We start from the raw sequence: 15,382 nt of genomic DNA, 5'->3' as shown, positions 1-15,382 counted from the left end.
CTTGCGGCTATGAAAGAGTGGAGCTATACATGCAACTGTCAAGCACAACGAGTGGCAAAGCGGGTTCCAATCCGATGGGCGAAGGCGCGCCGATTGTGTATGTCGTGGATGATGACATTTCGGTGCGAGAGGCACTCGAGGCTCTCATTCGTGAATCAGGCTGGCAGCCCCGGGTTTTTGGTTCGGCACAGGAGTTTTTATCTCATTCACGAACTGCCACGCCGAGCTGCTTAGTGCTCGATGTTTCGCTCCCCGATCTCAACGGCCTTGATCTGCAGCAACAGCTCGCATCAACGCGGAACGACATGCCGATTATTTTCATAACCGGATATGGGGATGTACCGATGACGGTGCGCGCCATGAAGGCTGGCGCGATCGAGTTCCTGACAAAGCCGTTTGGCGACGAAGCATTGCTGGATACTATACGCGACGCAATTCAGCGCAGCACCACGGCCCTCGGCCAAGAGGCGGAGTTGCAACTCCTCCAGAAGCGCTATGCATCGCTCAGCACACGGGAACGTGAAGTGATGGCACTTGTGGTAACCGGTTTGATGAACAAGCAGGTCGGCGGCAAACTCGGCATCAGCGAGATTACTGTCAAGGCGCACAGGGGCCAAGTCATGCGCAAGATGGGCGCGACATCACTGGCCGACCTGGTGAACATTGCAGCAAAGTTGGGAAGCTCCTGCGGTAACTGACTCCTTGGTATCATTAGGACCCTGGTTCATAGTTTGAATTCATCATCCTAGTCCTACAGAAGTTGGCCCAGCGTCCGGCAAGGACTGATCGACACGTCCGGCGCAAAGATCCCATTTCTGGCTGGAGCTGCATTGTTCGAGCTCCACGGTTCCTCCCGCTGAGCATTCACGTCTGCCGCATCCTGTGAGAACAGGATGAAACATCCGTGGCGGAGGCTATAGGCACAGTCAGTCAATCTGGGTCGTTCTTACGCCAATGTGAGATCGAGTCTGGTATCGATTCTTGCCAGTTTCAAACCGAGCGCGACGGAACTGATGCTCCAGCCGTCTGACCATCTATGCTTGATACGTAAGTATCGTCGGTACCAAGGTGCAAGTGACATGCTTCAGCGATGCGCGCTTAATGTTCCGGATTTCAACTGCTAGTCCAAGGAGAAGTGAGATGAAGATCCTGATGGTGCTCACATCGCACGACCAACTCGGCAACACTGGCCGCAAAACCGGCTTCTGGCTTGAGGAGTTTGCTGCGCCGTATTACGTGTTCCGCGACGCTGGCATCGATCTTACCCTCGCCTCTGTTAAGGGTGGGCAGCCCCCAATCGATCCCAAGAGTGATCTCCCCGAGAACCAGACCCCCGCAATGACGCGGTTCAAAATGGATCCGGCGGCACAAAAAGACCTAGCGAACACCGTAAAGCTCGCGGGACTATCGTCCGCAGATTGTGACGCAGTCTTTTATCCCGGAGGCCATGGGCCGATGTGGGACCTCGCCGACAACCGTGACTCGATCGCTTTGATTGAATCCTTCTACAATTCCGGGAAGCCAGTGGCCGCCGTTTGCCACGCTCCGGCAGCGCTGCACCGAGTCATGTACCAAGGTGCGCCAATCGTTAAGGGCAAGCGCGTGACGGGCTTCGCTAATAGTGAGGAAGAAGAAGTCCAGCTCACGCATGTCGTGCCGTTTCTGGTCGAGGATGAATTGAAGCGGCTTGGCGGAATCTTCGAGAAAGCGCCGAATTGGCAGAGCTTTGTCATCACCGATGGCCGCCTGATTACAGGCCAGAACCCAGCTTCATCAACTGCGGGGGCCCAAGCCTTGCTAGAGCTGCTATCCCACATGCAGCCCGCCACGCGTGACTCAACTGCGGCGTGATGATTATGCTGTTCCAAATGCTCTTGGCAACGTAAGTCGAGGGCGTCACCAACACTCACAGGGGCTATAGATAAACTGCGCGTCAACATGGTTTTGTTTGGCGTCGTGACGATCTGTGGAGCGTCAGCGCTTTGTATAGTATCGGAAGAGGCTTAGACGTGCTCAGACGATCTAGCAGACGTCGATGTCATTATCTTCGGTAGTTCGTCCCACAACAAGAGTCAGGGGTTTGTGCCACACGGGAAAACTGGCCATCCAAGCTTCGCTGGATAACTTAGTGTACTGGTGGCGACGTCTGCCCGAAGCGTCGATAATTTGATTCACAGCCATCTTGGCACGCGACTTGGCGACAGCCACTGCGCCTACATATGGGCTGGTAGTAGGAAGACCGAGGTGAGCCACATTCCTACATCTACTTGGCTTTAATCAGCCTTAGCGATTGCGGTTGAATAGAGGCTCAGACATACGACGTCGTTTCGCTCAAGAGGAGTGGGTTCAGTGACACAACAACGTGCGGTTCTTGCCGGTGGGTGCTTCTGGGGTATGCAGGATCTGATCCGGCGTTATGATGGGGTGATCTCTACGCGTGTCGGCTACACTGGCGGCGAAGTTCCGGATGCCACGTATCGCAATCATGGCACCCATGCCGAAGCCATTGAGATTATCTTCGATTCATCGCGGATCAGCTACCGTCAGCTATTAGAGTTCTTTTTCCAGATTCACGATCCGACGACGCTCAACCGCCAGGGCAACGACGTGGGTGCGAGCTACCGATCGGCAATCTTTTACACCAACGACGAGCAGAGGCAGATTGCAGAAGATACGATCGCCGACGTCGACGCCTCAGGTCTCTGGCCGGGCAAGGTAGTGACCGAGGTCATTCCGGCCGGCGCCTTTTGGGAGGCCGAGCCCGAGCATCAGAATTATCTCGAACGGTACCCTGAAGGCTACACGTGCCACTTCGTCCGGCCAAACTGGAAATTGCCGGTGCGCGGATTGACTGACCAGAGCCAAATGACCGTGACAGGTTGAGACCAGATTCTGAGGCGCTAGCAAAGACAGGCGGATATGCGTTTAACGGGATAGTGATCGAGACTTGGCTGCTCAGCGCTTATTCAACTTACCCCTCGAAAGATTTATCGGGAAGGGCATGAGCGCTCTTCAACGAGAGTTGAGGTGAGCATGAACGAAGAGAGCATCAGTGACGCCCCTGACTTGCGCCGGAACCGCGTTGCGCGGCCGCGTGGCAGGCCAGATGGACTCTCTAAGCCGGTCCATGGGCATCCTGAAGCAGATAGCGTGAGCGGAATCGACACACGTTGATTTCGGCCGTCAGGAGCCCAATCCAACTTACCAGCCACTGGAGACATTTATGGCTAATCCCAAGATCGCCATCATCATCGGTAGCACCCGCGACGTGCGCTACGGCATCAAACCTGCCCGGTGGATCTATGATACGGCTTCCAAGCGCACCGACATCGACGTAGAGCTTGTTGACTTGAGGGAATTCCCGCTGCCCTTCTTCAATGAGAAGGCGTCGAATGCATGGGTGCCGACGCAAAACGAAGTCGGGCAGCGATGGCAGCGAAAAGTGGCCGAGTTCGACGGCTATATTTTTGTCACGCCAGAATACAATCGTTCGCTTTCAGCAGCGCTGAAGAACGCTCTCGACTTTGCGTATCCAGAATGGAATCGTAAACCCGCCGCTGCCGTCGGATATGGAAGTGTCGGCGCAGCTCGAGCAGTCGAGCACCTACGGACCATCGCTATTGAGCTGCAGATGGCCCCGACCCGCACAGGCGTGCACATCCAAGGCACTGATTTCATCACCACGCTGCAGCAGGGCAGAGACTTGACGGAACTCACACACCTTGAGACGAACGTCAAAGATATGCTTGACGAACTCGTCTGGTGGGCAAACGCCCTGAAGACCGCGCGTGAGGCATAGGCCTTAGCGCGGGTCGGGGTGTAAGAGGCTGCTATGCGCTCTTAGGGGCAGCCTTCGCCGATGGGATAGTTGTCGTGCGGCGAGTGGTGACGCCTGATTTCAACTTATTACCACCTGCCCCGCAGACGACCATGGCTCCCGAAAAGGCCATGAGTATCATCCACAGCCTCGGGCAATCTTCAGAATATATTCTTGTCACTAGGGAGCGGAGAAGCTCCCTTGACATGAGACACTTTGGAGGGGACCGTGACGACTGTTGGCAGCTCAAACCCTTTGGCAGGGATGTTAAATAATGCGTTCTCGAAGTTCGACCGAAATGGCGACGGTAAGCTCAATGCCGAGGAGTTCAGGAACTTCAACGAAGTCCTGAAGCCGGGTATTGCCGTTGACAACGATGGGCGTCCAACGGTCGACTACAGTACAGCGATGGATCGGGATGCCGACACAATGATCACGCGGGACGAAATGAACGCGACAGGAGTTCTCATGCCCGCGAAGCTGACTGATGATAGCCTGGGGGCGATGTTCAACTATCTTTTGTCTAAGGCGGATTCCTCGGCACTTGCAGCTGCCACCGCCCTCAAGCCCGAACCGGATCGTCAGAGCTAGTGCGCGCCGATGGCTCCAACGGTGGTGAAGGCTGGAGGGGGACCCTGGGCCCAGCCTCTCGACTTGGAAGCAGAGTTCATCGAGTATCCTGGGGAGGACGACCCCGCGGGCAACCAGCTCAAGCAGTCGCTTCTCGGCAGCCAACTGTTCTTCCGGGCGCTTCAGGTCTTCGTTATCGGAGTTGATTCCGCACCAGCTGGAAATCAGGCCCGCGCCGTCGCGGAAGGGCCATGATGCTGAAGCGTCGATTTGCACCATCGAAGCGACAATGGCGCGCCTCAATCTCGACAGGCCTTTCAGCGCCCATGGCGGCGTCCCTGGCCGCCCGCACGACCGGAGCATTGTCCGGATAAATGATTGACATCCATCCAACGGCTCGAGCCTCCTCGAGGGTCATGCTTGCGTAATCGCGCTAGCTGGCGTTCACGAAGCCGCCGGTTCCGTAAGGCATGGTCGTCCAAACTGGTCCAGAAAGGGTATCAATCAGTCGGCTGAGGTCGGTATCCATAGCTGAACTATGCGGGCACTGCGGCTGACCATGCAGGCGGCGTCGCCTCCTCGTCATTTGTACCTTGGTGTCGGCCCGCGCGAACAGGTACCACCTAAGCTGACCATGGGATATTGGAGCAGGAGCGACTGCGCCGCTCGTGCCCATCGGAACTCTCGTGGCGAGTCCCACTGATCGGAACTGATGCGCCCAGTTGTGCAAGCCGATGGACATGATAGTCCAGGGCTGACCAGTGAGCCGGTTCCTGGCCTTACAGAAGCGCTCTAGTCATAATAGTCAGGTAGGAGCTTGAGCAGGTCGGTTTGCCGCTTGTCGTGATTTATCAAGAGCATTGCATGGAACTTTGCCATGAGACCCTTGATACGTTCCATGGACGCAATGGACGCCGCCTTGCCGACGTTCAGCGCAGGAACGATGTCACGGTTGAAGTTATCCTCCAGATGGGCGACGTCCCCAGACAGGATGACGTATCCCGTGTTTTTCAGATGAACCATCAGAGACTGGCTGCCAGGTGTATGTCCAGGCGTTGAGAGAAGTATCACGCTGCTGTCGCGAAACAGATCGACGTCACCGGAGATTAGCTCCAGCCGGTTGGGATGGCCGAGGAGCGTCCGGGCGAAGATGACGAGTGTGTTCAGGTTTGGGTCCGAAGGCGGCGGCGCGTAGATCCAGTCGTACTCAGCCTTTTGCATAACCACCGTCGCATTCGGTAAGAGACCGACATTGCCGATATGGTCCCCATGGGTGTGTGACACGAGGAGGTAGTTGACGTCATTGGGCGAGAGTCCGATCTCGGCAAGTTGCGACGAGATGGTCTTATCGAGATGATAGACGATGAGGTTTGGAAGCGTCGACCATCCTTTGGGGTCTCCGATCGTTTGCTCCGGAACCCCCGTATCCCACATCAGCACCTCCTTGCCACGCCGAATAAGGTAGCAGGTCGAGGAGAATTCGATGGATTTGCCGACGTTCTCACCAGGCGTCCACACGGATTCGTCATTGGCAACAGAGCGACCACAGTCCAAGCGGTACAGCCGATCGACCGTTTCCGCATTCGCCGGTGTAGCACTGGGACTCGCGGTAGCAGTTGCGACTGCAGAAGACCAGTACAGGATGAGGGCAACAGCCGCCAGGAGATGAGAACGGGAAATCATGGCAAGGCCTCCAAAGTTCTGTGTTGCTTCACGACGAAGTCGAAGGCGGTCCGCAGGTGACGCGATCGTCAGGCGATGTCTAAACAGAAGGGGCAGGCCGCCTCACATACAGGGAGACGGCCTGCGCGGATCTGAACGATCCGCAAACTCCAGCGGAGAGGAGGACGCTGGAGAGGTTAAGCGCTCGTTCGATTTGCCAGATCTTTGCCGGCGATGGACGAAAACATATCCTTCACAGCCGTACTGCGTAAGTGCACTATGGTATTGCCGCTGCCGCCGCCGCGGTCTCAGAATGGCTCGTGCTACGCGTGGGAAAAATACACCATGTCGTCTTCTAACGAGTTCAAGAGGCAAGCTTCACTTGCGCCCACACGCAACAGGTGCATCTTCAACTCGGAGCAAGGGGATCTGCGCGTCGCTGACTTTGGGCGCTTCGATTTTTACCAGGATGAGTGACGGACCCGATCACAGGATCGGTACTACACCTGTCTCTGGCTTCGACACAGCTGATACTTAGGTCTCTTCAACACCAACGTGCAATAGCGACTCACTCGCGCCTTCTATCAGATTTCGGACATCGGCACTCGGATCCATCCGGGCGCTACTTTGTGGGAGGCCAAGATGTTCGCACATGGTACGACCTTAGAGCCGACAACTCCGTCAGTAACCGTCAACTTGATCGAGGAGATCCACCACCGCGTTGTGAATGAATATTCGGAGGCGATCTCCTCCCTTTCCCTAGCGGCTTTGCGCACAGGTGATGACAAGACAAGAGCCGAGCTGGCGAAGGCCGCCGAGCGATTGCGCGATCATGCAGCATCGCATTGTGCGCTAATGCCTCCACCAGTCGGAGACACAACAAACCTCGCCGTTCATATTGGGCGGATTTGCAAGGCCTTCACGAAGGCTACACTTGAGGAACGGGGCGTTCTGCTGACCCTCGATACTATTGATATTGTGCTTCCTGCCGAGCGTTGCTGGCGTATTGGCCTCGTGGTCGCCGAACTCATCCGCAACGCGGCACGTCATGGATTGCAAGGCAAAGAGGGCAGAATCTCAGTGCAGTTCGTCGAACTGGCTGGTCTGTTAACATGCTTGGTGGGCGATACTGGCCGCCCGCCGGTTGACATGAAACCGGGGCGTGGACTGCGCTTAATCCGATCGCTTGTGGCGGATCTAGGTGGAAGCGTTGAGTGGTCGTTTACCTCGGACGGGAATTTTGCCATCGTACAGCTGGGTCCTGTCAACAGGATCACTGACGAGATCGATTGAGGCGCACGAGATTGAAACAATTGAGTCAACGTCCTGCTGACGCTGCCAGTTTCCATCGGCGAACAACCGGCCCAGCGCCGTATCGTTCCGGCGCGTGACGCTTGCCCATGAGGACATGGCGGTGATCGCTCGGCAGGTGATGCCAGACTTGGGATTGTGTGTGATCTTGATCTATCTCAAAGGTTCGATCATGAGCTGCTTGTCAGCTCCCTCTGGATCTTCCAGCCTTCCCTCACGTGGAGCTTCGCGGGCTCTCATAGTTCACTAAAGCCATCAAACAGTCTCGTTCGCCAATCAGTGGTCTAGATCTGCTTGATCTTCGGCATTGGAGCGTATTTGACTGTGCGGAGCATAATCGAGGCGGCGCCAGTAAAAACTGGAGATGGAGATGCAGCTGGGAATGGTTGGCCTCGGCCGGATGGGCGGCAACATCGTCCGCCGCCTCCTGCGAGCCGGACATGTGGCCGTTGTGTATGACCACAATCCAGAAGCCGTCAGAGGTCTGGCAGGCGAGGGCGCTACGGGAGCCGAGAGCCTGGAAGATCTTGTTGCAAGATTGGAGGCACCACGGGTTGTCTGGGTCATGCTGCCTGCCGGTGACATCACTGAGGCCACCATCCAGCAGCTTGCCGACCTTCTGGAGGACGGAGACACCATCATCGATGGCGGCAATACCTTCTGGCAGGACGATGTCCGGCGGGCTGGCCAGCTCCGCAGCCGCGGGCTGCACTACATCGATGTGGGCACCAGCGGTGGGGTGTGGGGACTGGAGCGCGGGTACTGCCTGATGATCGGCGGGGAGACAGCCATCGTCGAACGCCTGGATCCGATCTTTGCCGCCTTGGCGCCCGGCCGGGGTGACCTGCCGATTACCCCTGGACGCGAGGGCAGGAATCCCCAGGCCGAACGGGGCTACATCCATGCCGGGCCGAACGGTGCCGGCCACTTCGTCAAGATGATCCACAACGGCATCGAGTATGGCCTGATGCAGGCCTACGCCGAGGGCTTCGACATCCTGCGCAATGCCGCAAGCCCAGCCCTGCCGCCCGAGCACCGCTTTGACTTCGACGTGGCCGATATTGCCGAGGTCTGGCGCAGAGGCAGCGTGATCACCTCCTGGCTGCTTGATCTCACCGCCACCGCCCTGGCCGAGGATGAGCATCTCAGCACCTACTCAGGGTACGTCGAAGACTCTGGCGAGGGGCGCTGGACCATCCAGGCCGCGATCGATGAGGCAGTCCCGGCCGAAGTCCTCACTGCCGCCCTCTACGCCCGCTTCCGCTCGCGTCAGGAGCATACCTTTGCCGAGAAGATGCTCTCGGCCATGCGCAAGGGCTTCGGTGGCCATGTCGAGGCCAAGAGGCCGGAAGGAGACCGGTCATGACGCAAGCGCCCGCGCCCGCCGCTGACCCGTGCTGCTTTGTGATCTTTGGCGCATCCGGTGATCTGACGAGCCGCTTGCTCCTGCCGGCGCTTTACAATCTCGCCGCCACGGGCTTGCTGCCGGAGCGCTTCGCCATCGTCGGAGTGGCGCGCAGCGTCCACACGGCGGATGAGTTCCGCCAGGATCTGCTCGATGCCCTGCAGGTGCATGCAACCCGGGCCGTGGATCCACAACTGGCGCAGCGGCTGGTGGCTCATGCCGCTTACGTGTCCGGCAGCATCGATGACGCGGAGACCTTTTCCAAGCTCAGGGCGACCCTGGAGGAGATCGAAGCGACGGCCGGGACACAGGGTAACCGGCTGTTCTATCTGGCCATGCCACCGGACACGTTCGAGCCCATTGCGCGCCAGTTGGCTCGGGCTGGGCTGTCCCAGGAGGAAGCCTCAGGCGCCCCGTGGCGGCGGGTGGTTGTTGAGAAGCCGTTCGGGACAGACCTGGCCTCGGCCCGGGCGCTCAACCGTGCCCTTCTGGAGGTCCTGACCGAAGACCAGATCTACCGCATCGATCACTACCTCGGCAAAGAAACCGTCCAGAACATCCTGCTGTTGCGGTTTGCCAATGGCCTGTTCGAGCCGATTTGGAACCGCAACCACATCGATCACGTGCAGATTACCGTGGCGGAGACCGTCAACGTCGAGAGGCGAGGGCGCTTCTACGACCGGACGGGAGCCTTGCGGGACATGGTGCCCAACCACCTGTTCCAGCTGCTGGCATTGATTGCCATGGAGCCGCCCGCCCGTTTTGAGGCGGAGCGGGTTCGGAATGCAAAGGCCGAAGCCCTGGCGGCGATCCGGATCCCCAGCGAGGCTGAAGCGCTTGCGAACTCGGTGCGCGGGCAGTATCGCGCCGGTCGTGTCCACGATGAGCCAGTGGTGGCCTACCGGGACGCCGAGCATGTGGCCCCCGGCAGTGTCACCGAGACCTATGCGGCCCTTCGGCTGGAGGTCGACAACTGGCGCTGGGCCGGAGTGCCGTTCTACCTGAGAACCGGCAAGGCTCTCTCAGAGCGCCGGACGGAGGTGGCGATCAAGTTCAAGCAGGCGCCGATCTCGATGTTCGAGCAAACCTCCGTCGATCGGCTGGGACAGAACTTCCTGGTTTTACGGATTCAGCCCAATGAGGGCATCACACTCCGCTTCAATGCGAAGGTGCCAGGACCTGTGCTGGCTGCGGAGAGTGTCGACATGACCTTCAAGTACAAGGATCATTTCGACGTTGCCCCGAGCACCGGCTACGAGACGCTGATCTATGACTGCATGACGGGAGACGCCCTGCACTTCCAACGGGCGGATGGTGTGGAAGCGGGTTGGGCTGTGGTTCAGCCGTTCCTGGACGCTTGGTCGAAGGCGGGAGCCAAAGGACTGGAGTTCTATCCCGCCGGTTCGTCTGGGCCAGAGGAGGCGGGCTTTCTGCTGGCCCGCGATGGACGGCGGTGGAGAACCATCGAGTGATGGACTGAGGTACCTCAGCCCATCACAGTAGCCTTTTGGCCCAGAGCTCCTCTACGAAATCATCATAGCGCCTCCAACGATCCCGCCCTAACCTTAGTACGGGAAGGGCTGGGCTAGACGGATGGGGACTCTCAGGGGATTCGGATTACTCTTGGTGCTGCTTGCTGCTTGGACCTCTGCGCAGGCGGCCACCATTGAGGTAAGATCCACTAAGGATTTGACGGTTGTGACTGTCGAGGGCGAACTCGATTTCCGGGATGAGGAAGCCTTCACAGATAAAGTGCTACGCCTCAGAGAGGCTGTGGTGGTGTTCGACAGTGTCGGCGGCAACCTCGTTGCCGGAATTGAGATCGGCAAGGCCATCCGGCTCAAGGGGTTCAACACCCTTGTTTTAAACGACAGGCTGTGTGCCTCCGCCTGTGCGCTGGCCTGGCTCGGAGGCAAGACGCGGTGGGCAGCGCCACGGGCGAAAATTGCAGTCCATGCGGCTTGGATGTTCAGAGACGGCAAGAAGCAAGAGACTGGATCCGGGAATGCCCTTGTCGGCGCGTACCTGAACACCCTTGGGCTGACGGACGAGGCCATTGTCTTCATCACCAGCGCAGCCCCGGATGATGCCGAATTCCTGAGCTTCCAGAAGGCGGAGACCCTTGGCATCGCCGTGAAGCAGTTCGGCACGGGGGCCGAGCCCCAGCAGGCCGCAACCAAGGCCGAGCCAGAGACGTCAAAGCCCTTAATGTCTGCTGAGCCAGATGCCCGTTACTACGATCCCAATGCGAGGACACCAAACCCAGAGACAGCCGATCCCACGCAGCCTGCGGAAACCAAAATTGCCGGGCTTCCACCGGTGTGGCGGCCCACCGAGCCGGAGATGAAGCCTCAGGTCCTTGACCTCACGAACCTGGATGCAGCCGCAGAGGTTCAGCGCCGCCTTCAGGAGCGGGCTTTTTTCCATGGGCTCGTTGATGGGGTTTGGGGAAGGCGGTCGCGGATTGCCCTCCGGGATTTCAAGATCCGCAACGGGCTCGGGGCGGATGACCGATGGGATCTGCAAACGCAACTGGCGGTCTTTGACGACCGCTACCCGGCGGCCCCTGCGGCGTATGTGCCGGCCAATCCCGAGCAGGAGGTGGCAGGGCTCTTCATGCCTTTTGCTGCCGGACACGGAGCCTCGCTGCACCCGCTCAATCCAGGAGATGCCTTGAAGATCCAGGCCCGGCTCTTTGAGCTCGGGTACTATCGCAAAACAGGCGACGGGGTTTGGGGCCTGGCATCCCGCTTTGCCCTGACCGACTTCAAAGTTGCCAACAATCTCCCGCCAGATGACATTTGGGACGGGAGTGTCGAACAGGCCATGCAACAGTCTCAAGTCATCCCAGCCGTGGAAACGCCATTTGGCGAGTGGGTGCAGCCTGGAACGGGGTGTGGGGATCCGAACAACCCCAGACGGCTCGTGATCTCCGCCAAGGCGGTGACAGCCGGACTGGGATCCTGCGCGCTGAATCCGCCGCTTCAACGTTCGCAGCAGGGCTGGGCAGCTAGTGGCATCTGTACCCAAGGAGTAGCCTCGGCGCCGGCTCGGGTAAGCTTCCAGGTACTGAAGGGTCGCCTGGTCGATCGCTCCGTCGTCGGTGCCGACCCAAATGACAAACCGGCCGTTTTCAACCGCTGCATGTGACCGAGTTGAAGCGAACCGTGGTCGCTAGGAGCCCCACGGCCTTCTTATGGCGCATTCCTATCGCACAAGAATCAGCGTGGAGTATGCCCATTCCTACGCCACAAGACTGGATCGACGACAGACTCCCTTATCTCTTCTGCCGGAGCTCGCAATCGGGTTTGTGGCCTATGGCTTCTGCAATGAAGTTGCTTTCAGCTCTCGCGCTGGGCTTCAGCTGACCGCAGAATGGGCAAGCCGGAATGAGGGGGCCGTCACCCCCTGACGACATGTAGCCACTGCCTTGACCCTGCCGAAAACTGGACCACTCCAAGCGGGTGCGCCACCGCTCCAGGGTCGCTTTCGTGGCTTCGAGCTCATTGAGACGATCCACAACCTGACGGAACAGTTCACTGTTCTCATGATCGCTCTTAGCCAGTTTCCTTACCTTCTCTGAAATGTTGCTCAAGCCAAGTTCTCCATCAGCGGTAGTGCTCATCCAGTTTGCGACGCCATTACGCCAGCCCAGGCTTCTTCCAGGGGACGTAAGAGACATAGTTGAAGGTGAAAATGAGCAGCGTCAGCGACGTCTGCGCGGCGATGCGCAGTTCCTCAGGTTCATTTGTCGGAGCATCGTACACGAGCAGGCAGCTCAATCCGGTCTGATCTGCCTTGGTTTCAGCCCACATTAACTCGATGTTGATTGAGCCGGGTGTGTGCGTCACCACATAGCCGCCGATCTTGTGCGACGCCGGAACGTTGAACGTGAGTGTCCTCTCCTTGGCCTCTCCGTTAAGCTCGACATTGCCAAGACCGGCCGCATGTCCTCGGAAGCTGGAACCCGATCCCTTAAAAATGCCTTTGAACGAAAAACGGGAAGACGGAGCAACAGGGATCAAGTCGATAAGCCGGCGCGCGTCATTTCGGGAGAAGGTCGATCCATCTGCAAGGAGACGATCGAGGATCGCATTGGCCTCCAAGCGGGTCTGCACATTCATCGCTTTCTCCTGAATGACTCGATCGTCTTCAACTGGCTCTTCCAAAGATCCCGACGAACTCTGCGATTCCTTTGGCTCTTGCCTGCTATAAGAACTCGGAACGGCGCCTGAGATGGAGATCGGACATGACCAAGGACGAAGATCCGGACGGCCCGAAGGACCTCATGCGCAATCCTGAAATCACCAGGTTGATCCAGCAACTTGCCGACGAAGGGATGGGCCTTCCGGCGATTGAAGGCCTGATCAAGGATGCTTTGCGAGACAAGCTCGATGAGCCCACAGCGCCAGCCGATCCACCTGGTGGATACTCGGCCGAGGCGATCTCCGTCCTCGAGGGCCTCTTGCCCAAGCGCCCCTGGAAGCTCCTGGCGACTGGGGAGGGCAGCCTCGCGCTCACGTCTGAGGTGACCCGAAGCATTGAGGAGATTTTCGAGCTGTTTCCGTCCGTCTCGTTCCTGACCCTGCAGACTGCATGGGGCGAAGGCCTGGTGGTGCGGGATTATCCCAGCGGCTATACGCAGCGGGTGGATCGGCTCCTTGCGAACATCTTTAAGCAGAATTCTGCAATCACGGGCATCATCTTCCCAGCCCGTGAGGGTCAGCCGGCGCATACCGCAACGCCCGAGCATCCATTCTGGTCGGCCGAGGGACAGATCCGTGTTGAGAGAGTGAGAGCCTTTCTCAAGGAGATCGCAGTGAAAAAAGCTGGAACGCCACGGACCCCGCCGGAGGAGGTCGAACGCCGGCGCAAGATCGTCGAGGCTGCCCATCACAATAACCTCATGGCCGGCATTGAACGGGACCCAACAACTGATCCGATTTTTGAGGCGTTCATCAGTGGTGACATCGACATAACGGATATTCTGCCGGCGTTCAGGAGCCTTGATACTGACACTGAATGAATGGGGCATTCGGCCCGCTGCGGTTCTCGATCTGATCACAGGGGCTTGCCATCACTCGTCGCGCTGGCGTCGTGTGCTGCGTCTGTTGGCGACTTCATTGGCTAGCACGGCGAGCCAGGCGAGGGTCAGGACTGCCGCAGGAGCCCCCGCTGCGGCGAGAAAATACGCCTCATTGATATAGCCGGCCCACAGGGCGCCGCCGCCGACCAGCAGACAGAAGGCTGGCGCAAGAGGATAGTAGAACAGGAACCTGGTTGAACGGACTTGCTGCGGTCGCCTTTCACTCCGCCGGTTGGCGATCTCATTGGCCACGACCGCGGCCCATGCCAGAATCAGCACGGCGGCGGGCGTGCCGAGAAAGGCCAAGAACTCGAGACCGTTGAAGTCTCCAGTTTGCACCAGGTACCAGCCGATGGCCACCATGATGGCCGGGGGGATCAGGAACCCGAGAGCATACCTACGGATCATGCCGAGGCATCCACGCTTGCTCGCGCCCAGTACAGGACCGGATGGGCGCCCGCATTCCAATCGGCCTGTGCCGGCGGTGCATCGCCTCACTCCCGGACAGCGTTCGTCTGGTCCTGATCGAAGAGGTGATCCCAGTTGCCGGTTTTGAGTTCGGTGGAAGGGACGTCGAGACCCAGTGTCGCCCGCGCCGCCGCCCAAAACCGGAAATCCGCTATTCTCGTCCGGGCATCGATCTTGTGCGTCAGACTCAGAAGCTCCTGAAGCTGAACGAAGACGGCTGACACGTCCGTTGGCGCCTGCATGCCGACGGAGCCATGCATGGCGCGCTCCAGCCATTCGAGCCCGATCCAATCGACGATGAAGGCGACAAGCGCTGGCGTTCCCTCGAAGGATGCGATCCTGGTTGTTCCGTTTCGGTTGGGGCGCTTCCGTTCCACGACCCGGCCACGGCCCCGACACCAGCGCTCGAAGTCATACTGCCAATCGTCGCGGTCACGGTTCGGCCCTTCGGCGGAGATGGTGACCTCGTATGATTGTCGTTGCTGATCGGACGGTTGAATCGAACTGCGGAAGATCAGGGTGGGATAGTCGGGCAGAGTGTAGTCAACACATTTCATGGGCGGCCTAAGCATCGTCCGATCCTGCGTCTCCTTCACGCAACCTGAGATGGCCATCGTGACCTGCCCTTGGGTGATGGGGCAGCGACTTTGGCCGACTGGGAAGGGATTGGGCTGAAGAGTGAGGAACACGAATTCCAGCGGGTAAGATCATTTTGTAGAGTATACTCCGTGGAGGAATACTCTACAAGGCGGTGCGATCCCGGGCATGTCGATCCGGGATGTGCTCGCTAAGAATGTAAGAAAGTACCGAAAGGCCGCCGGCCTGTCGCAGGAGGAGCTTGCCCACCGGGCGGAGATTGACCGGACTTACATCAGTTCGATCGAGCGCAGTGTCTACGCGGCAACCATTGACGTGGTGGATCGGCTTGCCAAGGCTTTGGGCGTGGAGGCGTCCGATCTTCTTGTCAGGCCGCGAAGGCGGTCCGCGCCAAAGACAGCGACGTCCGCTCGTTGAGGGGGTGTCGCCGAACACCGGCAACTCGTCACCAAAGCGCGGCTGCTGT

The 15,382-nt window shown here is 58.7% G+C and carries 16 protein-coding genes; 12 read left to right on the top strand and 4 right to left on the bottom strand.

The genetic code is table 11. The features are described 5' to 3' along the window. Positions 1-29: 29 nt before the first annotated feature. The 6 genes from ACD578_RS16525 (at position 30) to ACD578_RS16500 (ending at position 4,642) form a co-directional block, all read left to right on the top strand. The gene (locus ACD578_RS16525; RefSeq protein ID WP_404286658.1) at positions 30-698 is read left to right on the top strand and encodes a response regulator transcription factor; all 669 of its coding nucleotides are present in this window, start codon (positions 30-32) and stop codon (positions 696-698) included. Positions 699-1,140: 442 nt separating this feature from the next. Further along, a complete protein-coding gene (locus tag ACD578_RS16520) occupies positions 1,141-1,851 on the top strand; it encodes a type 1 glutamine amidotransferase domain-containing protein (RefSeq protein WP_404286656.1) in 711 nt (236 codons plus the stop codon). A gap of 498 nt (positions 1,852-2,349) precedes the next feature. After that, positions 2,350-2,883: a peptide-methionine (S)-S-oxide reductase MsrA gene (msrA, locus tag ACD578_RS16515; RefSeq protein WP_404286654.1), complete on the top strand. Its 534-nt coding sequence runs from the start codon at positions 2,350-2,352 to the stop codon at positions 2,881-2,883. A gap of 340 nt (positions 2,884-3,223) precedes the next feature. After that, positions 3,224-3,799 (top strand): NADPH-dependent FMN reductase, encoded by a 576-nt coding sequence (locus tag ACD578_RS16510; RefSeq protein WP_404286652.1) that lies wholly within the window; start codon positions 3,224-3,226, stop codon positions 3,797-3,799. Between the two features lie 246 nt (positions 3,800-4,045). Continuing rightward, a complete protein-coding gene (locus ACD578_RS16505) occupies positions 4,046-4,408 on the top strand; it encodes a hypothetical protein (protein WP_404286650.1) in 363 nt (120 codons plus the stop codon). 9 nt (positions 4,409-4,417) lie between these two features. Next, the gene (locus tag ACD578_RS16500; RefSeq protein WP_404286648.1) at positions 4,418-4,642 is read left to right on the top strand and encodes a hypothetical protein; all 225 of its coding nucleotides are present in this window, start codon (positions 4,418-4,420) and stop codon (positions 4,640-4,642) included. A 537-nt stretch (positions 4,643-5,179) separates the two neighbouring features. Here ACD578_RS16500 and ACD578_RS16495 read toward each other — a convergent pair. Then, positions 5,180-6,070 carry an N-acyl homoserine lactonase family protein gene (locus ACD578_RS16495; RefSeq protein ID WP_404286646.1) on the bottom strand — a complete coding sequence of 297 codons (891 nt, stop codon included), beginning with the start codon at positions 6,068-6,070 and terminating at the stop codon, positions 5,180-5,182. A 621-nt stretch (positions 6,071-6,691) separates the two neighbouring features. On the opposite strand from ACD578_RS16495, the gene ACD578_RS16490 reads away from it, so the two are divergent. The 4 genes from ACD578_RS16490 (at position 6,692) to ACD578_RS16475 (ending at position 11,915) form a co-directional block, all read left to right on the top strand. Continuing rightward, complete coding sequence (locus ACD578_RS16490) at positions 6,692-7,342, top strand: ATP-binding protein (protein WP_404286644.1); 651 nt, start codon at positions 6,692-6,694, stop codon at positions 7,340-7,342. 388 nt (positions 7,343-7,730) lie between these two features. Beyond that, entirely contained in the window at positions 7,731-8,726 is a 996-nt protein-coding gene (gene gnd, locus ACD578_RS16485) for a phosphogluconate dehydrogenase (NAD(+)-dependent, decarboxylating) (protein ID WP_404286642.1), read from the top strand. Next, positions 8,723-10,237 carry a glucose-6-phosphate dehydrogenase gene (zwf, locus tag ACD578_RS16480; protein ID WP_404286640.1) on the top strand — a complete coding sequence of 505 codons (1,515 nt, stop codon included), beginning with the start codon at positions 8,723-8,725 and terminating at the stop codon, positions 10,235-10,237. Before gnd ends, zwf begins: the two co-directional genes overlap by 4 nt. 217 nt (positions 10,238-10,454) lie before the next feature. Then, complete coding sequence (locus tag ACD578_RS16475; protein WP_404286638.1) at positions 10,455-11,915, top strand: hypothetical protein; 1,461 nt, start codon at positions 10,455-10,457, stop codon at positions 11,913-11,915. A 491-nt stretch (positions 11,916-12,406) separates the two neighbouring features. Here the strand turns inward: ACD578_RS16475 and ACD578_RS16470 are convergent, their stop codons facing one another. After that, positions 12,407-12,889: a hypothetical protein gene (locus ACD578_RS16470; protein ID WP_404286636.1), complete on the bottom strand. Its 483-nt coding sequence runs from the start codon at positions 12,887-12,889 to the stop codon at positions 12,407-12,409. Between the two features lie 125 nt (positions 12,890-13,014). Between ACD578_RS16470 and ACD578_RS16465 the strand changes: the two genes are divergently transcribed. Beyond that, positions 13,015-13,791, top strand: a complete 777-nt coding sequence (locus ACD578_RS16465; RefSeq protein ID WP_404286634.1) for an antitoxin VbhA family protein — start codon at positions 13,015-13,017, stop codon at positions 13,789-13,791. Between the two features lie 51 nt (positions 13,792-13,842). On the opposite strand, the gene ACD578_RS16460 is transcribed toward ACD578_RS16465, so the two are convergent. Both ACD578_RS16460 and ACD578_RS16455 read right to left on the bottom strand, forming a co-directional pair. Next, positions 13,843-14,259 (bottom strand): hypothetical protein, encoded by a 417-nt coding sequence (locus ACD578_RS16460; protein ID WP_404286632.1) that lies wholly within the window; start codon positions 14,257-14,259, stop codon positions 13,843-13,845. Between the two features lie 86 nt (positions 14,260-14,345). Next, a complete protein-coding gene (locus tag ACD578_RS16455; protein ID WP_404286630.1) occupies positions 14,346-14,891 on the bottom strand; it encodes a hypothetical protein in 546 nt (181 codons plus the stop codon). Between the two features lie 193 nt (positions 14,892-15,084). On the opposite strand from ACD578_RS16455, the gene ACD578_RS16450 reads away from it, so the two are divergent. Beyond that, positions 15,085-15,333: a helix-turn-helix domain-containing protein gene (locus ACD578_RS16450; protein WP_404286628.1), complete on the top strand. Its 249-nt coding sequence runs from the start codon at positions 15,085-15,087 to the stop codon at positions 15,331-15,333. Positions 15,334-15,382: the final 49 nt, after the last annotated feature.

The organism is Microvirga sp. RSM25, from assembly GCF_044784385.1.
Taxonomy (GTDB): Bacteria; Pseudomonadota; Alphaproteobacteria; order Rhizobiales; family Beijerinckiaceae; genus Microvirga; species Microvirga tunisiensis.
Note: the sequence above shows the minus strand (reverse complement) of the source record. Positions and strands in the feature narration are given on the sequence as shown.